15 protein-coding genes and 1 pseudogene are annotated in these 16,865 nt (G+C 67.6%); 5 read left to right on the top strand and 11 right to left on the bottom strand.

Annotated features, from left to right (window positions below):
* Window positions 1-63: 63 nt before the first annotated feature.
* Window positions 64-2,013 carry an ABC transporter ATP-binding protein gene (locus IPG97_18720; protein ID MBK6858520.1) on the bottom strand — a complete coding sequence of 650 codons (1,950 nt, stop codon included), beginning with the start codon at window positions 2,011-2,013 and terminating at the stop codon, window positions 64-66.
* A 79-nt stretch (window positions 2,014-2,092) separates the two neighbouring features.
* Here IPG97_18720 and IPG97_18715 point away from each other — a divergent pair, with 79 nt between their 5' ends.
* The gene (locus IPG97_18715; GenBank protein MBK6858519.1) at window positions 2,093-3,790 is read left to right on the top strand and encodes a glycosyltransferase; all 1,698 of its coding nucleotides are present in this window, start codon (window positions 2,093-2,095) and stop codon (window positions 3,788-3,790) included.
* 19 nt (window positions 3,791-3,809) lie between these two features.
* On the opposite strand, the gene IPG97_18710 is transcribed toward IPG97_18715, so the two are convergent.
* A complete protein-coding gene (locus IPG97_18710) occupies window positions 3,810-4,751 on the bottom strand; it encodes a glycosyltransferase (GenBank protein MBK6858518.1) in 942 nt (313 codons plus the stop codon).
* Window positions 4,727-5,668, bottom strand: coding sequence for a glycosyltransferase family 2 protein (locus IPG97_18705; GenBank protein MBK6858517.1), 942 nt, complete (start codon window positions 5,666-5,668; stop codon window positions 4,727-4,729). Before IPG97_18705 ends, IPG97_18710 begins: the two co-directional genes overlap by 25 nt.
* Before the next feature lie 170 nt (window positions 5,669-5,838).
* On the opposite strand from IPG97_18705, the gene IPG97_18700 reads away from it, so the two are divergent.
* On the top strand, window positions 5,839-6,588 hold the full coding sequence (locus tag IPG97_18700; GenBank protein MBK6858516.1) for an LCP family protein: 750 nt from the start codon (window positions 5,839-5,841) through the stop codon (window positions 6,586-6,588).
* A gap of 64 nt (window positions 6,589-6,652) precedes the next feature.
* Here IPG97_18700 and IPG97_18695 read toward each other — a convergent pair whose 3' ends face one another.
* From IPG97_18695 to amrS, 4 genes are read right to left on the bottom strand one after another with little or no spacing between them, the layout of a single operon-like run.
* Window positions 6,653-7,273: a GNAT family N-acetyltransferase gene (locus tag IPG97_18695; GenBank protein MBK6858515.1), complete on the bottom strand. Its 621-nt coding sequence runs from the start codon at window positions 7,271-7,273 to the stop codon at window positions 6,653-6,655.
* A 39-nt stretch (window positions 7,274-7,312) separates the two neighbouring features.
* The gene (gene amrA, locus IPG97_18690) at window positions 7,313-7,963 is read right to left on the bottom strand and encodes an AmmeMemoRadiSam system protein A (GenBank protein ID MBK6858514.1); all 651 of its coding nucleotides are present in this window, start codon (window positions 7,961-7,963) and stop codon (window positions 7,313-7,315) included.
* Window positions 7,941-8,780, bottom strand: a complete 840-nt coding sequence (gene amrB, locus IPG97_18685; protein MBK6858513.1) for an AmmeMemoRadiSam system protein B — start codon at window positions 8,778-8,780, stop codon at window positions 7,941-7,943. Before amrB ends, amrA begins: the two co-directional genes overlap by 23 nt.
* Window positions 8,777-9,487, bottom strand: coding sequence for an AmmeMemoRadiSam system radical SAM enzyme (gene amrS / locus IPG97_18680; protein MBK6858512.1), 711 nt, complete (start codon window positions 9,485-9,487; stop codon window positions 8,777-8,779). The genes amrB and amrS overlap by 4 nt, the downstream gene beginning before the upstream one ends.
* A gap of 218 nt (window positions 9,488-9,705) precedes the next feature.
* Here amrS and IPG97_18675 point away from each other — a divergent pair.
* From IPG97_18675 to IPG97_18665, 3 genes and pseudogenes are all read left to right on the top strand, one after another.
* Window positions 9,706-11,426: pseudogene (locus IPG97_18675) on the top strand (amidohydrolase family protein).
* Between the two features lie 11 nt (window positions 11,427-11,437).
* Complete coding sequence (locus tag IPG97_18670) at window positions 11,438-12,355, top strand: LLM class flavin-dependent oxidoreductase (protein ID MBK6858511.1); 918 nt, start codon at window positions 11,438-11,440, stop codon at window positions 12,353-12,355.
* A 33-nt stretch (window positions 12,356-12,388) separates the two neighbouring features.
* Window positions 12,389-12,919 (top strand): VOC family protein, encoded by a 531-nt coding sequence (locus IPG97_18665; GenBank protein MBK6858510.1) that lies wholly within the window; start codon window positions 12,389-12,391, stop codon window positions 12,917-12,919.
* A gap of 33 nt (window positions 12,920-12,952) precedes the next feature.
* Here the strand turns inward: IPG97_18665 and IPG97_18660 are convergent, their stop codons facing one another.
* The 4 genes from IPG97_18660 to IPG97_18645 all read right to left on the bottom strand — a co-directional run bounded on the left by IPG97_18660 (window position 12,953) and on the right by IPG97_18645 (window position 16,830).
* Window positions 12,953-13,861 carry a LysR family transcriptional regulator gene (locus IPG97_18660; protein ID MBK6858509.1) on the bottom strand — a complete coding sequence of 303 codons (909 nt, stop codon included), beginning with the start codon at window positions 13,859-13,861 and terminating at the stop codon, window positions 12,953-12,955.
* A 27-nt stretch (window positions 13,862-13,888) separates the two neighbouring features.
* A complete protein-coding gene (gene ahpF / locus IPG97_18655) occupies window positions 13,889-15,481 on the bottom strand; it encodes an alkyl hydroperoxide reductase subunit F (GenBank protein ID MBK6858508.1) in 1,593 nt (530 codons plus the stop codon).
* A gap of 163 nt (window positions 15,482-15,644) precedes the next feature.
* Window positions 15,645-16,241 carry a peroxiredoxin gene (ahpC, locus tag IPG97_18650; GenBank protein MBK6858507.1) on the bottom strand — a complete coding sequence of 199 codons (597 nt, stop codon included), beginning with the start codon at window positions 16,239-16,241 and terminating at the stop codon, window positions 15,645-15,647.
* A 130-nt stretch (window positions 16,242-16,371) separates the two neighbouring features.
* Window positions 16,372-16,830, bottom strand: a complete 459-nt coding sequence (locus IPG97_18645) for an SRPBCC family protein (protein MBK6858506.1) — start codon at window positions 16,828-16,830, stop codon at window positions 16,372-16,374.
* Window positions 16,831-16,865 lie beyond the last annotated feature (35 nt).

Raw genomic sequence — 16,865 nt, 5'->3', positions numbered from 1 at the left:
GACAGCGTGGACGGTGTGGCCCTGGGACCATCACTCGGCCTCAGTCGGCTGCCTCCAGGATGATCATGTCGAACCCTCAACATAGAGAGCTGGGTCGGGGTCCAGGTAGGCCGATGCCTGAAGTTCGAACATCGTGGCGTACCGGCCGCCGGTCGCCATCAACTCATCGTGCGAGCCGGACTCGACCACTTCGCCGTGATGGAGAACGTGAATGCGATCTGCCGATCGGACGCTGGAGAACCGGTGTGAGATCAACAGCACCGAACGATCGGCGGCCATCTCCTTGATGTGGCCGAAGAGTTGAGCTTCGGCTGGCGGATCCAACGCCGCAGTCGGCTCGTCCATGATGACCAGCGGGGCGTCGCGGAACAGGGCACGGGCCAGAGCCACCCGCTGCCACTGCCCGACCGACAGATCCACCCCGCCCTCGACGAATCGAGTCAGAACCGTGTCATATCCCTGGGGCAGACGAGCCAAGAACTCCTCGGCTCCAGCCCGGATGGCGGCCCCGCGCACCGCGTCGCCGTCGTGTCGTCGGCCTATGTCTCCGACGGCGATGTTGTCCGATGCGCTGAGCCAGTACTGACCGAAATCCTGGAACACGGTGGCCACGCCCCGGCGTAGTTCGGTGTCGTCGGGACCGGCCGGGACACCATCCCACAGGACCTGTCCAGAGGTGGGTCGGTACAGGAGACCCAGCACCTTGGCCAGGGTGGTCTTCCCTGAACCGTTGGCCCCCACCAGCGCCACCACCTCGCCCGCCGCGATGTCGATGCTCACGTGATGCAACGCCGGTTCCGCCGAACCCGGGTAGGTGAAGCTCACGTCATCGAGCGAGATGGTCTCGAACTTGGGTATCGAACCGCCCGAGCTCGTTCCCGCACCTGCGGAGCCTGGCTGGGTATGACCCGGCGGGACCGGTGTCAGCGGTGGCGAATCCGATGCCGCGGGCTCAGTCGGGGACGAGACCGGAGCCAGGTCCAAGAACAGGTAGTAGTCCTCGATGAACAAGGTGGCCTCATACAGCGAGCCGGCGGCGTTGGCCAGCGTTCGCAGCCGCTGTCCCAGGTAGGTGATGGCGAGAACGGCGGCCCCGGCCGAGGCCAGATCGAGGCGGTCGGACAGGAGCAGCCAGAACAACACGGACATGGTGGTCGCGGTGCCGACGGAAGCCAGGAGGCTTCCCACCAATGCCGTGCGCAACCGGGAGCCGACGAGGGCACGTAGCGCGTCGATCCGGCGGGCGTAGAGGACGTCGAATCGCTCGCGCAGGAACGGGGCTATGGCAAAGGATCGCACTTCTTTGGCGAGAGGCTTGCTGGCCAAGGTGTTGGCCAGATACGTCCGCTCACGGTCCACCGGCGTCATCGCCACCGCGAAGCGGTACCAGGCCATCCCGTTGCGGCTCTCGGCCAGCCACAGCGGCACCAATGCCAGGAGGGTGACAGGGACGAGCATCGGGTTCAGGACCACCAGCCCCGCCGAAACGCCCAGCGCTGCCACCAGACCGTTGAGCATTCCGACCAGGCCGTTCACCACCATCACCGGCCGGTTGTTGGCGTTGAAGCGCGCCCGCTCCAGGCGGTCGTGGAAGCCCGGGTCCTCGTAGGCCTCCAGGTCGACGGTGCTGGCGACGTCGAGGATGCGTCCGGTGGCGTCGCGGCCGACCAGTTCGGTCAACAGCGTCGAAAGTTCACGGGCGGCGGCGGTGGTCAGACCGATCAACGCGGTCAAGCCGACCAGGACCGACAAGGCCGGGATAACGGTGCCGAGCCCGTCTCCGGCCCGGTCGGCCTCGATCGCCCGGTCCAGCACGAACCGGGCGGCCAGAACCTGGGCGGTGACGGCGAAGCCAGCCATGACCTGCACGGCCACCGAGGCCCAGAACACCCGGCCACCGGCTCGGCGGACCATGGCCACGGCGCGCACGACCAACGCGGGCAGGCGTTTCGCTTTGCGCTGGTCCGCCGATGGTCTGATGCGATCGGTGAGCGACACCCCGGGCTGGGTCACCGGGTGATTGTGGTCGCGCCGGATCGACCTCGCCACATGTCGCCGGGTCCCAACCGTGTCGGCAGTACGATCGACCGCCGTGCCCGGTCCAGTGGTCTCCATGCTGCCGGTGCGAAACGGCGCCATCGATCTGTCCGGGCACCTGGAGTCGGTGGGTCGGTTCGCCGACGCCGTGGTCGCTCTCGACGATGGGAGCACCGACGACACCAGGGCCATCCTCGAGGCCCATCCGTTGGTTCACACGGTGCTCACCAACCCCCGACGGGACAGCTACCGGGGCTGGAACGATTCGGAGAACCGGAACCGTCTTCTCGATGCCGCCCTGGAGTTGAAGCCGTCGTGGGCCATGTCCCTCGATGCCGACGAGCTGATTCCGGCCGACGACGCCGAAGCCCTCCGAGGGTTCCTCGCCGGAGAGGCGGACCCAGAATCCGCCTACCTGTTCCGGGTCCTGAAGATGATGGACGACCTAGGCCACCACGCCGGGTCGCCGTTGTGGGTGGGAAGGCTGTTCGCCCCTCGACCCGGGCATCGATTCGCGTCAGATCATCTGCACTTCGTGCCGATACCGACCGCGATCACCCGTGACCGATGGGTGAAGACCACGCTGCGGATCCAGCACCTGGGCTCTCTCAACGGTCCCCGTCGCCAGGCCCGCCTGGCCAAGTACCGCGAGGCAGATCCAGACCACCGGTGGCAGAGGTCCTATGACCACCTGCTCGACGAGCCCGGCCTGGTCCGGACGTGGACACCTCGCTCCCGCCTTCTGCCGGTGGTTGCCCATCAGCCGGTGATCGACGAAGTCGAGGTTCCCGCGGGCCAGCCGGTGATGTCGGTGGTGATCATCTCCCGAGACGAGGAGGCCATCATCGAACGGGCGGTAGCGGCGGCACTCGCTCAAGACCTCGACGATCCCTTCGAGGTGATCGTCGTCACCAGCGGGTCGGACCGCACGGCGGACCTGGTGGCCGCCAACCATCCGGAGGTGACGGTCATCGCTCTGGATCGCCCGGTGCTACCGGGCGAAGCTCGCAACGCCGGATGGCGCTCCGCCCGGGGCCGTTGGATCACCTTCCCTGGTTCTCATGTGGAGCTACGTCCCGGCAGCCTGGCCGCCCGTCTGGCCGCCCATCGATGGGGCTGGCCTATGGTCACCGAGACCATGCTCAACGGCACCGACACGAGAGCTGGATGGGCGTCGTGGTTCCTCGACAACGCCGGCCTATTGCCCGGACGGCCGTCGTTCGCGTTCGAGTCGGCCCCACCGCGGTGCTCCTACCACCGGGACCTGCTCGACGAGGTAGGAGGGTTCCCCGAGGACATGCGGGCCGGGGAGGACACCGTGGTCAACGAGGAGCTGTTCGACCGGGGTTACGGCGCCTGGCGGGAAGACACGTGTGTCACCGTCCACCACTCGCCGTGTTCCACCGCCGCGATCCTGGCGCGTCACCACGCCAAACGGGGTCGGGCCCGGGCCCGGATTCTGCTCGATGCCCGGGCCAGAGGTGAGATCACCACCCGCCACATGGTGGGTACGGCGCTCCGCTGGTTCCCAGGGCGGATGCGCTGGACGCACATGGAAGTACGACGGTGGGGTTCTGACGTGCGGGGTCAGTATCGACGTTCGTTGCCCTGGATCGCCCTGGGTGCCACATCGGCGTGGGGGGCTTGCGGGATCGAGCTATTGCGATCCGCGGGATGCCCCCCGATGGTCAAGGCCCGGCCCGGATCGGCCCGGTGGTGGTCACCCCGAGCCGGTGGTCGCCGGACCACGTGAGGTGTCGACAGACCCAGGTCTAGCCGTGGGTCTTTGCGAGTGCGAAGCGTTCCCGATACCGGCCGGCCAGCCCGGCGGTCACGGCCAGCACCACCCAGGGCAGGGCCAGGATCAGGCGGATCCGGTCGTAGCGGCCTCCATTGCGCCAGACCGCGGCCACCACGTCGGCCACGGAGCCCACGGTCTGAATCGGCAGCCCCACCGCGGCCCGCAACGGGGTGCTCGGTGGGATCGGCTGACCGGTGGACAGCGATGCGGTCACGACGCGACGACCGCGCCGGTGATGGTCGCGGATCATCTCCACCGTGGTTCGGGGATTGCGGTGGGCTGTGCGGACGTCGGGCGAGAACCAGATCGTTGTGCCGAGGTCGCCGAGGCGTCGGGCGGCATCGGTGTCCTCGCCGATGCGGATGTCGGGTTCGAAGGCTCCGAGGCGGTTCAGAGTTTCGACCGTGTAGGACGAGCCGTGGGCGGCCGGATCCGGAAAGGAGACCGGACCCGCGTCACGACCACTGAGGCGGCCGCGGTAGAGCGTGAGGTGGGACGCCCACGACGCCGGTCGTTCGGGGGGTGCCGAGGTGATGGCACCGGCCACCACGCTGTTCCCGGCGCGATGGGCGGCCAGGCGAGCCTCGACCCAGTTCGGCTCGGCGAGGCAGTCGGCGGCCAAGAAGGCAACCACCTGACCTCGGGCCGCGGTCATCCCCGCGTTGCGGGCACCTCCGGGCATCAGCCGACGCTGCGATTCGATCACGGTGATGTCGGGATGGGCCCGTCGTACCAGCTCAGCGCTGGAATCTCCCCCGGAGGTGACCACGACCACCTCCACCTGGGTCTTGGCGGACCGTCGCTGCCCGAGAACGGATTCCACCGCCGAGACGATGGTGGCCTCGTTGCGGAACCCCATCACCACCACGGTGATATCTGGACGACTGCTCAGCTCCGAGACTGGCTCAGCCATCCCTGCACCTCACGTCGGGCAGCCCACGGCACGTAGTGCGCGGCGATGGCCGCCATGGTGGCAAAGCCGATCGAGCCTCCGGCGGTCACCCCGGCGGCGATCGTTCGGGCTGCCGTTCTGCGGTCACCGATCTGGAGGTACCTTCCGGCTACCGCGGCGGCCATCCAAGTGCGGGTGGCTGGGCGATCACGAAGCTGAGGCTCCAGCTCGTGGGCCAGGCGGGCCGCTTCATCGGCCGCATCCCGGGTGCGTTCGTGGTCGCTGTTGCGGTGTCCGTGGTGGTGACAGCAGTGCACCAAGACGTCGGGCACGACCACCACCGACCGGCGGGTGGTCAGACGGAGGAACAAGTCGAGATGGTCGGTGGTGGTCCACGGGTAGGGGGCCGGGGTGGCGAATCCTCCCACCGACTCCAGTAGCGACCGCTCCAGCAAGGGAGTGCTGGTGTTGAACTGGAGGAACGGGTGCCAGCTCCGGCTCAGGCGGGGCCGCATCACGTGGCCCTTTCGGTGGCCGTCTTGGCCGACGGTGTCGTGCCAGCACAGGATCGGGCCGACCTTGCCGGTACGGCGACGTTGCAGGTCATAGGCCGCAACCTGGCGGGTGAGCTTGGTCGGCTCCCACCAGTCGTCGCTGTCGCAGGTGGCAACCAGGGGTGCCCGCGAGGCGTCGAGAGCGGTTTGGCGGGCGGGGTTGGCGCCGCAGTGAGTTTCGCGTCGTAAGACGGTGACCCGCGGGTCGCCAGCGACGTGCTTTTCGACCTGCGCTGCGGTGTGGTCGGTGCTGGCATCGTCGACCACCCACAGGTGCCAATCCACATATGTTTGGCCTCGGATCGCGTCCACGGCCTGGATGGTCAGGTCGGGTCGATTTCTGGTGGGGATGATCACGTCCACTCGGTGATCTGTGCCGGTCACGACCCCGATCGTAGAAGGTGCTACCCGGTGGCCTGCGAGGCGGGTCATCGCCGCTGACCGAGATGGTGAGAAGGTTGGTCGGTGAAACGGGTGCAGGCGAGGAGGGGACCACGGATGAGGCAAGGGGACGCGGGCGGTTTCGACTGCACCCACAGCAGAGAGGGTGGCGCGTGTCCACGGTGGTGACGGTCATGGATCGCGACGGGTTCGACAACTGCACCGACAACATCGTGGTGGTGCAACCCGGGCGACATCGGTTGCTGTGGGTACCGCGAGACGTCTGGTGTGAACCACGGGCCGAGCGGATCAACGCGTCGTTCAAGAGGGGATCCCACCAACGGTTGGTGGAAGACCTACAGCAGTTGGGGATCGAGGTCGATCACAGCGTCTGCTTGTCTCGCTCCACCGTCGAGCGGGCCCTGGCCTCGATCGACGTGACTGTCCCGGTGCACCAACCGCTTCAGTTCTGGTACCCGATGTCGCCCACGGAACGGATCCAGGAGGGCCGAAAGCCGGTCGACTTCATGCCGCCTCGTGAGCGACTGAGGGGGGAACGAGTCCACCAATGGATCGGGGCCCGGCACGTCAGGGACCCATCCACGCCGGGGAGCGACCTGGCCCGTATCGGTCGGCAGCAGGTTCTGGTCCGACGACTGCTTCGTGACGGCTTCGACTTCTCGATGGTTCTGGCCGACCGTGAAAGGCCGTTGGTGTCAGACCCGATGGCCATCGAGGATCTCGGACGGGTCCGGTGGTGGTGGCGTATGGCCCACACCGATCAGTTGGCTGATCGGCAGGTGAACGGTCAACACGTCCTCACCTTGCTGTCGCCCGAACCCAAGCCCCCACGGTGGCGGCGAGCGGTGCGGCGCCTGAACCCGGTCGGAGGTAGTCGGGGTCTGTCGGTCCCGCCGCGGTAGGCCTCGCCCGACACCGATCCCGACACGATTCCAGGTGGAAAGGGTTGGATCCGGTCGAGGTCTCTCAGGACGGTCGAGGGTGCGGTGGCCGATCCGAGGCCAGTCGGACGTACAACAGCGCGGCCTTGGGGCCCTCGTCGGTGGCCACTTCGATGTCTCCGGAGTGGTGGAATCCCGACGTCACCGACACCCTCTTGGAGGCTTCGTTGGTGTCGTGGATCTCCAACAGGATCACGGCCAACAGCAGCGTCTTGAACGCCCACCCCGCCAGCAACCGAAGCGAGCGGCTGGCGGTGTGGCGGCCCCGAGCCGCCGGGGTCAACCAGTAGGCGGCGTTGCCGCATCGACCGGCCACGGTGAGGCTGATCACACCGAGCAGTACTTGGGGGTCATCGGCGGCGACCACGGTGAACACGTACTTGCGTCCCGAGGGCCACAGGTCATGGGACAGGGCCACGTAGGCCTCGGCGTCGGAGCGATGGTACGGGCGGGGGACCGGTATGTACCGCTGTAGTTCGAGGTCCTGGCAGGCCAAGGTGATCTGATCTATGTCACCTTTCGAGATCGGTCGTAGGGTCACGACCCCGTCGGTCAGGGTGGTGTCGATGGACAGCCCACCTGTCTCGCCCGTCTCGACCATGTCGCTGGTGTCGCTGGTGTCGCTGGTGTCGCCGGTGGTGCTCATGTCGTCATCGTGCCACCGGTCCGGCCCGCAGCGTCGTGGTCAATGTGGGGCTGGTCGCTGGGCGTGGCTGGTGAAGGCTTGGGTGGTGAAGCGCCAAGCCGTTAGGTGGTCGGGCCAGCGCCGGGGGTCCATACCGGCCTTGGCGAACAGTCGGCCGATGAAGTCGGCGAACTCGGGGAGCTGTTGCCACACGTCGGGAAGGAACAGGGCCCGGTGTCTGCCGCTCGAGATCATGAGACCGTGAACGCCCGGGGTGAGATGGGATCGCAGCAGTTCAGGTGAGGTGGCCGGGATCGGCTCTTGCGGCGACATCACCGACACCTCGATGGTTAGACGGGGTAGCTGGCGTCGTCGCAGGGCCGGCAGCCGGGGGTCGTCGAAGGCGGCGGCCCGGGCCAGGCGGGCAACCTCGTGAGCCAGCGGCTTGTCCCCCGACACATCGCCGATGCACCCGTTCAGGTCACCGTCGACGTGGAGGGTCACGAACACCCCACGCTTGTCATTCGAACCGGGGGCAGCGGAAGACGAGAAACGAGGGGGTTTGCCGTCGAAGGCGTCAACGATCGACTGGCGGGCGATGGTGAGCAGCGCGTCGCCGGTCTCGGGCGGGAGTCGGGCCTCGGAGTCGGAGGGTTCGGCGGCGACCTGTGTTCCCGCCCCACTCGGCTCAGGTGAGAGCGAAGGCGCCATAGCCAACCACCCGCTTCCGGTCGCCGGCGGTGTCGCCGGAGTTCCTCAGATCGAGCACCTCCACCGTCAGGTCACGTTGTTCGGCCACCCGCAACAGCCCCCGTAGTGGCCGGTTCCCACACGCATCGGTGTCGGAGACGCCCTCGGCGTGACGGGCCAGGATCTCACCGGCGGTGTGGCGGTCCAGACGGACGGCATCGTCGTAGCGATGGTAGTGGGACAGGTCACTGCTGATGATCACGACCGTGCCGGGCTGATCCCACACCAGGTCCAGCAGTGCCCCTACCTGGCTGGCATTGGCATCTCCCACCACGAAGGGGGCCAGAAGGGCGTCGGGAACGACCTCTTGGAGGAAGGGGAGCTGTACCTCCAGCGAGTGCTCCCCCGCATGGGCCGCGTCTGAGAAGAAGGCGGCCCCGGCCCCAACCACCCGCTGCACCAGGTCGGTGTCTATGGCGACCGTTCCCAGCGGGCTGGCCCAGGCATCAGCGGTGGTGGCGGCCACACCCCGGAACGCCACGCGGTGGCTGGGGCCGAGCAGCACGACGCGCCGGACGGCGACGGTGTGGGGTAGGAGCCGACGGTAGGCGCTGGCCGCAACCGGTCCCGAGTAGATCAGCCCGGCGTGGGGCACCACCAAGGCCCGGGGCAGAGGCCAGGTCGGGTCGTGGTAGCGGTCTGGGCTCGGTGGTGGAGGGGCGTGGGTGGCGGCATCGAAGCAGGACCGGACCAGTTGCCGCAGCTCCTCGGGGTCAGCCGGGTAGAAGGTGCCGGCCACCGCGGCCGGCCGGACGCGACCGCCGCCGGTCGTGCTCATGTCCGTACCTGGCGATCTCGACGATGGATCGACACCGGTCGGCGACGGGGCCCCCAGTCTCCGGGCCCCCCATCGAACACCCCGGCCAGGACGGTTCCGCACATGGTGCAGCCGCTCTGATCGTCGAGGCGGTAGGCGCCGAGGCGGTACCAGTCCCGCTCGATCACCACCGAACCGCAGCCGGTGCAGGTGGTGGACTGACCGCCCTGATCGTGCACGTTCCCGGTGTAGGCGTGGTGAACCCCGTTGGCCAGCGCCATCTCTCGGGCTCGGCTCAAGGTGGCGAGCGGAGTGGGGGGCGCGTCCAGCATCCGGTAGTCGGGGTGGAAGGCCGTGAAGTGCATCGGTACGTCGGGTCCCAAGTTCGCCACCACCCACTTCGTCATCTGGTCGATCTCGTCGTCGCTGTCGTTGTGGCCCGGGATCAACAGGGTGGTCACCTCGAACCAGACATCGGTGGAGCGCAGGTACACGAGCGAATCAAGGACGGCCCCGAGGTCCCCGCCGCAGGTGTGGCGGTAGAAGTCCTGGGTGAACGCCTTCAGGTCGACGTTGGCGGCGCTGCGGCCGCGCACGAAGCACACCCCCTGCTGGCCGTCACGAAGCTTGCAGGCCCGAGGGCACACGTCGCATTGGACCCGACCGTCATCCAAGGCGTGCCAATACCGAGTGGGCACGGTGAAGGGGTCGGCGACGGTGATGCTCACCCCTTGCACGGTACGAATCCACGGGCCCGAACGCACCCCGTGGTCGGGAGAACCTTGACCGGCCCGCTGTGACCTCCGGCCCTGTTCGTCCAAGTGCTAGGGGACGGACGATCAGCCAGTCCCGCCCGGTCCGAGAAGGTCCTCGAGCGTTCCCGGGCTCGGTTGGGCGCGCGGTAGGACCGGTGTCACCGCGACAGTCACCGTTGTAGGTTCGGGTCATGGTCGACCTCGTGATCACCAACGCCGATCTGGTGGATGGCTCAGGGGTACCGCGACGCCCCGCCGACATCGCGGTGGAACATGGTCGGATCGTGGCCGTGCAGGACGCGGGGACGCTTTCCACCGCGGGTGCGGCCAGGACGTTCGACGCTGAGGGGCTCGTCGTCACCCCCGGTTTCGTGGACATCCACACCCACTACGACGCCCAGGCAACGTGGGAACCGGAGATGACTCCCAGTTCCTGGCACGGTGTCACCACCGTGGTCATGGGCAACTGCGGGGTGGGGTTCGCTCCGGCGGCACCCGATCGTCACCAGTGGCTGATCAATCTCATGGAAGGTGTCGAGGACATTCCGGGGTCGGCGCTCGACGAGGGGATCACCTGGGGATGGACGTCGTTCCCCGAGTACCTGGACGTGCTGGAGTCTCGAGACCGAGTTCTCGACATCGGTACCCAGATCGCCCACGGGCCCCTGCGGGCCTACGTGATGGGTGACCGCGGTGCCGACAACGAGCTGGCCACCGCCGAGGACCGCGAGTCGATGGCCAAGCTGGTCGAGGAGGCGCTACGGGCGGGGGCGCTGGGGTTCTCCACCAGTCGAACCCCGCTCCATCGGTCCAAGTCCGGCGAACTGGTGCCGGGTACCGACGCGGACTCCGATGAGCTGATCGCCATCGGTGAGGCCATGGCCAGGGTCGGGCACGGGGTGTTCCAGTTCGCGCCCGACCACGCGCTGGTACCGGAGCGGGAGTGGCCGTGGATGGTCGAACTGGCCCGCCGGACCGGCGTCACCATCAGCATCAACGTCAACCAGCCCGACAGTGCCCCCGACGTGTGGCGGGAGGTGCTCGGCCTGTTGGACGAGGCCGCGGCGGAGAACCTGCCCATCGTGGCCCAGGTGGCGGGTCGGTCCATCGGCATCCTCTACTGCCTTCACGGCAGCGTCCATCCCCTCCTGTTCCACCCGGCCTACGGCGAGGTGGCCCACCTGCCCATGCCGGAGCGGTTGGTGGCTCTGGCCGAACCGGAGCGGCGGCGCCGCTTGATCCACGAGGTACCTGACGATGGGGCCTGTTCCAGCGGGTGGTGCTGGACAAGCTCGAACGTCTGTGGGTGGTCGACGGCGAGGCCATCGATTACGAGCCCCCGGCCGAGCGCTCCATCGCGGCCCAGGCCCGTTCGCGGGGCGTCGACGCCATGGAGATCCTGGTCGATCAGCTCACCTCGGCCGAGGGCAACGGCATGATCTACGCCCCGTTCTTCAACTACAGCTACGGCGACCTGTCCATGACCCACGACGCCTTGGTCCATCCCCGCACCAGGCTGGGGCTGTCCGACGCCGGTGCCCACTGCGGCGCCATCTGCGACGGCGGGATGCCGACGTTCATGCTCACCCACTGGGTCAGGGACCGCACCCGCGGGCCGCTCCTCACCCTGGAGTCGGTGGTCCGCGGTCAGACCGCCGAGACCGCATCGCTGTACGGGCTGTGCGACCGGGGGATCATCGCCCCGGGAATGAAGGCCGACATCAACGTGATCGACCTCGACCGGCTCGGCTTCGAGGTGCCCCGCATGGTGTTCGACCTTCCAGCTGGCGGTCGCCGCCTGGTGCAGCGGGGGCGCGGCTACGTCGCCACCTTCGTGGCCGGCGTGCAGACCGTCGACCGAGACGAGCTGACGGGTGAAATGCCGGGCCGGCTGATCCGAGGCCCCCGGTAAGGTCCCCGACCATGCGCTTCTCCGTGTGGCCGTGGCTGTCCAAGAGCTGGAACGAACTCTCCGATCTCGTGGCCCACGTCGAGGCCACCGGTTGGGACGGTGTGTACGTCGCTGACCACTTCATGGCCGATGACGGCGGCGGCTTCGGTGCCGTCACCGACCCGCTGCTGGAGGCGACGGCCACGGTGGCGGCGCTGGCAGGGGAGACGTCGCGGCTCAGGCTCGCCACCTTGGTCCTGGCTATGACGTACCGCCATCCAGCGGTGCTGGCCAACTGGGCGGCCACCGTCGACCACGCGTCGGGCGGCCGGCTCCTGTTGGGGGTTGGGGCCGGGTGGCAGGAGAACGAACACGACCAGTACGGCATCGCCTTGGGCTCGCTGCGTCAGAGGATCGACCGCTTCGCCGAGGGGGTGGAGATCATCAGCGGGCTCCTGAGCCGTCCTCGCACCTCGGTCACCGGATCCCATTACACCGTGACCGATGCCATCTGTGAGCCCAAGCCGGTCCAGGCTCCGGTGCCCCTACTGATCGGCGGGAAGGGTGACCGCATGTTGGGGATCGTGGCTCGCTACGCCACCGAGTGGAACATGTGGTCCACGCCCGCCCACAACGTCGAACGGTTCGCGGTGGTGCAGCGTCACTGCGAGGCGCTGGGGCGTGAGCCCGGTGAGATCATCCGTTCCACCCAGGCCGTGGTCATCGTCACCGACACCGACTCCCTCGACCAGGAAAAGGCCATTGCCGACGGTCTGGCACCTCGACCGGTGCTGGTGGGTACTCCGACCCGGATCGCCGAGCAGGTCGCGGCCTACGACGAGGTCGGGGTGAACGAGTTGATCGTGCCCGACTTCGCCTTGGGCACCGGTTCTCAACGGGCGGACCGGCTCGACGCCCTGATCGAGGCCTTCGCCCCGCTCCGGGGCTGAGCGCGCTCGGGTCAGACGTGATTGGCTGGCGCCATGACCGACCTGGGGATCAAGACCAACGGCGTCAACCATGTGGCCCTGGTGTGCTCGGACATGGCGCGCACCGTCGACTTCTACCAGGGGCTGCTCGGCTTTCCTCTGGTGAAGACCATCGACCTGCCCGCCGGGATGGGCCAGCACTTCTTCTTCGACATCGGCGGGGACGACCACCTCGCCTTCTTCTGGTTCCCTGAGGCTCCGCCCGTCGCCCCTGGTGTGGCGTCAGCGCCGTGCCTGCCCGATCGGGGCGAGATCCCCAGCGCGGTGGGATCCATGAACCACCTTGCCTTCGCTGTGGACCCCGATCTCATCGAGGACTACCGGGCCCGACTCATCGACGCTGGCATCGAGTGCACCGAGGTGTGGAACCACGACGATTCCGAGTTCGGCCTGTCACCGACGGTCACCGAAGACGTCTTCGTCCGGTCGGTGTACTTCTTCGGTCCCGACGGAATCCTCCTGGAACTGGCGGGCTGGACCCCGGCGTTCAGGCCAGACGCGTCGCGCCCCGGTCCTGCGGTGTGACCGGACCTATCGCTCGGGATGTCTATGCGCCGATCAGGTCGAGCCGACCAGTCCTGCGGGCAACTCGGCCAGCTTGGCGGCGAGCTCGGGAAGCAGGTCCTGGTAGGTACTGGTCTCTCGCCACAGAAGGGCGATCTGACGGCTGGGGGCGGGGTCGTTGAACCGCAGGAGCACGATGTCCTCCGACGGAGCGACGGGAGCCTGGATCGCCAGCTCGGGAAGCAGCGTGACACCCACCCCGGCCGCCACCATCTGGCGGAGGGTCTCGAGGCTGGTGGCCCGAAAGCCACGGCGTTCGGTTCCGCCCGCCAGGCTGCACACCTCGAGCGCCTGATCACGTAGGCAGTGGCCCTCCTCGAGCAACAAGAGATCCAGCCCGGCCAGGACGGTGCGATCGATCTGTCCGGGTACGGCGGCCAGCGGATGGGTGGCGGGAACGGCGAGGACGAAATCCTCGGTGAACAACGGCTGCAGGCACAGCCCGTCGTGGTTGACCGGTAGGGCCAGGACCCCGGCGTCGAGCTGACCGGAGCGGAGCTGGGTCAGGATCACCTCGGTCTTCTCCTCGACCAGAAGGAGTTCGAGGTGTGGGAACCGGGTGTGGATGCCGGGCACGACGTGGGGCAAGAGGTACGGGGCCAGGGTGGGGAACAGTCCAAGGCGGATGCTGCCGGCCTCGGGATCGCGGGCTTGAGCGGCTACCCGATGGATGTCGTCGACCTGGCTGAGAACGCCGCGGGCCCGGGCCACCACCTGCTCGCCGGCGGGGGTGAGCAGGATCCGTCGAGAGCTGCGCTCCACCAGAGCAACCCCGAGCTCTCGCTCCAGCTTCTTGATCTGGGTCGACAGGGTGGGCTGGCTGATGTAGCAGGCTTGTGCCGCCCTACCGAAGTGGCGGTGGTCAGCCACCGCCACCAGGTAGGACAGATCCCGAAGGTTCACCGTGGTTCCTCCGGTCGTCGGCTGGGCTCAGACCGAGGCCAGGGCCGGCTCGGCTGGAGCCGATGTGCGGATCAGGTGGTCGAAGGCGCTGAGCGCCGCAGTGGCCCCAGCTCCCATGGCGATCACGATCTGCTTGTAGGGAACGGTGGTGCAGTCCCCGGCGGCGAACACGCCCGGCACCGACGTCTGGCCTCGGTCGTCGATCTCGACCTCGCCTCGCGGTGACAGCCCGACGGTCCCCTTCAGCCATTCGGTGTTGGGCAAGAGACCGATCTGCACGAAGATCCCATCCAGGTCGACGGTGTGGCTCTCATCGGTGGTGCGGTCGGTGTAGACGATTCCGGTCACCTGTTCGCCGTCGCCCAGCACCTCGGTGGACAGGGCGCTCACCACGACGTCCACGTTGGGCAGGCTGTGCAGCTTGCGCTGGAGCACGTCGTCGGCCCGAAGCTGGGAATCGAACTCGATGAGGGTGACGTGGGCGACGATCCCGGCCAGGTCGATGGCCGCCTCGACGCCGGAGTTGCCTCCGCCGATCACCGCCACCCGCTTGCCCTTGAACAGCGGTCCGTCACAGTGGGGGCAGTAGGCAACGCCCTTGTTGCGGTACTCGGCTTCGCCGGGGACACCCATGGTGCGCCAGCGAGCCCCGGTGGAGATAACCACGGCGCGGGCCTTGAGGCTGGCACCGTTGGCCAACTCGATGGTGGTCAGCCCGTCGTCGCCGGCGGGCACCAGGCGGGTGGCCTCTTGGAGGTTCATCACATCGACGTCGTACTCGCGGACGTGTTGTTCGAGCGCGGTGGCCAGCTTGGGGCCTTCGGTGTAGGGCACCGAGATGAAGTTCTCGATGGCCATCGTGTCGAGCACCTGGCCGCCGAAGCGATCGGCGGCCACCCCGGTGTTGATGCCCTTGCGGGCGGCGTATACGGCAGCGGCCGCGCCGGCGGGACCACCGCCCACCACCAACACGTCGAAGGGGTCCTTGTCGGCGATGGCAGCAGCCTGGCGTTCGGCGGCTCCGGTGTCTAGGCGGGCCACGATCTGTTCGAGGCTCATGCGACCCTGGTCGAAGGGCTCGCCGTTGAGGAACACCGAGGGCACGGCCATCACCTTGCGGGCCTCGACCTCATCTTGGAACAAGGCACCGTCGATCGACTCGTGGCGGATGCGGGGGTTGATGACGCTCATCAGGTTCAGGGCCTGGACCACGTCGGGGCAGTTCTGGCAGGTGAGCGAGAAGAAGGTCTCGAAGTGGTAGTCGCCGGGTAGGTCCCGAACCTGTTGGAGCACGGCGGGGTCAGCGGTGGAGGGGTGGCCTCCCACCTGGAGCAGGGCCAGCACCAGCGAGGTGAACTCGTGCCCTAGCGGAATCCCCGCGAATCGCACCGAGGTATCGGTTCCGGTCCGTTCGATGGTGAACGACGGGAGCCGGGTCCCTGGTGGGACCTCTTCCAGACGTCGGGCTCTGAGGCTGGGCGACAGCGACGCGATCTGTTCGAGCAGGTTCCACAACTCGGTGGACTTGGCCCCATCGTCGAGGGCGGCGATCAGCTCGACGGGGTGGGTGACCTTCTCCAAGTGGGTCTTGAGCTGGGCAGCGAGATTGGCGTCGAGCATGGTGATCACTCCGTGAAGCGTGAGGAGATGTGAAGCAGCGCAGAGCCGCACCGAGAGGAGCGGCATCCCACCGGGGGCTCGGGGGCAGAGCCCTTCGTGGCCGAGGTGTCGGGTGTGGGGTGGCGGGAACCCCCACACCCGACGGATCTCGGGGGGGGTTAGGTCAGATCTTGCCTACGAGGTCGAGGGAGGGAGCCAGGGTGGCTTCGCCCTCTTCCCACTTGGCGGGGCAGACCTCGCCCGGGTGGCTGCGCACGTACTGCGCGGCCTTGATCTTGCGGAGAAGTTCGGCGGCGTTGCGGCCGATGCCCTCGGCGGTGACCTCTTCAAACTGGATCACGCCGTCGGGGTCGACCAGGAAGGTGCCGCGGTCGGCGAGGCCGATGCCGTTGCCGACCGGGTCGCCGTCATCGAACTGCTGGCCGCGCATGACCCCGAAGTTGCGGGAGATGTCACCGCTGGGGTCGCCGAGCATCGGGTAGGTGATCTTGGCGATGGTCTCGGAGGCCTCGTGCCAGGCCTTGTGCACGAAGTGGGTGTCGGTGGACACCGAGTAGACCTCGACGCCCAGGCCTTGGAGCTCGGCGTAGTGGTCGGCCATGTCGCCCAGTTCGGTGGGGCAAACGAAGGTGAAGTCGGCCGGGTAGAAGAAGAACACCGCCCACTTGCCGCGCACGTCGGCGTCGGTCACATCGACGAAGGCACCGTTGTGGAAGGCGGTGGTGGAGAAGGGCTTGATCTCGGAGTTGACCAGGGTCATGGCTCGTGTACCTCAGGAACTTGTAGGGAACTTTCCGATAGGAACTATAGATCGGAAATCCGAGGTTCAATTGCCAAAGTCGATCGATTGTGGCTATGTCGTCGATAGCCGCGCGCTATCGACACTTGGTTCAGGCGGTGACGAGGGCCTCTATGCGGGCCAGCGTCTTCTCCATGTTCTTGCGGGTCATGTCGGCCAACCGTCGGACCCCGGGCTTGCCCAGCGCCGATTCCTGGGAGATGTCCCAAGTCTCCTTGACCAGGGTCCCACCTTCGCTCGGCTCCAACTCGTAGCGCCAGATCCGTCCGCCCATGACCTTGCCGAGCGGACCCGGACCCCGGGTCTGCCAGGCGATGCGCCGATCCTGCTCGAACTCGATGACCGTGTTCACCATCGAGTAGGGCACGCCCCACTTCATGGCCATGCCGAAGGTGGATCCGGCCTTGAGCACGTTGGCCGCACCTTTCGCGTCTCGGACCGTGCCGGAACCGTCGATGTCACGGTGCCGGCTGGCATCGGCGACGAGGGCGAAGATTGCTTCGGGCGGAGCAGCGATCTGTCGCTCCACGGTGATGGTGTCGGTGGCCATCGCCGGAGCGTAACCCCTGTGGGAGAGTTCCGGTC

The organism is Microthrixaceae bacterium (assembly GCA_016702505.1).
GTDB lineage: Bacteria > Actinomycetota > Acidimicrobiia > Acidimicrobiales > Iamiaceae > Aquihabitans.
The sequence above is the reverse complement of the archived record's forward strand: the minus strand, read 5'-3'. Positions and strand labels throughout refer to the sequence as shown.

Coding starts and splice junctions, on each gene's coding strand:
- IPG97_18710 (MBK6858518.1), bottom strand. CDS start 4,751: ATGGCTGAGCCAGTCTCGGAGCTGAGCAGTCGTCCAGATATCACCGTG.
- IPG97_18695 (MBK6858515.1), bottom strand. CDS start 7,273: ATGAGCACCACCGGCGACACCAGCGACACCAGCGACACCAGCGACATG.
- amrA (MBK6858514.1), bottom strand. CDS start 7,963: ATGGCGCCTTCGCTCTCACCTGAGCCGAGTGGGGCGGGAACACAGGTC.
- amrB (MBK6858513.1), bottom strand. CDS start 8,780: ATGAGCACGACCGGCGGCGGTCGCGTCCGGCCGGCCGCGGTGGCCGGC.
- IPG97_18670 (MBK6858511.1), top strand. CDS start 11,438: ATGCGCTTCTCCGTGTGGCCGTGGCTGTCCAAGAGCTGGAACGAACTC.
- IPG97_18665 (MBK6858510.1), top strand. CDS start 12,389: ATGACCGACCTGGGGATCAAGACCAACGGCGTCAACCATGTGGCCCTG.
- ahpF (MBK6858508.1), bottom strand. CDS start 15,481: ATGCTCGACGCCAATCTCGCTGCCCAGCTCAAGACCCACTTGGAGAAG.
- ahpC (MBK6858507.1), bottom strand. CDS start 16,241: ATGACCCTGGTCAACTCCGAGATCAAGCCCTTCTCCACCACCGCCTTC.
- IPG97_18645 (MBK6858506.1), bottom strand. CDS start 16,830: ATGGCCACCGACACCATCACCGTGGAGCGACAGATCGCTGCTCCGCCC.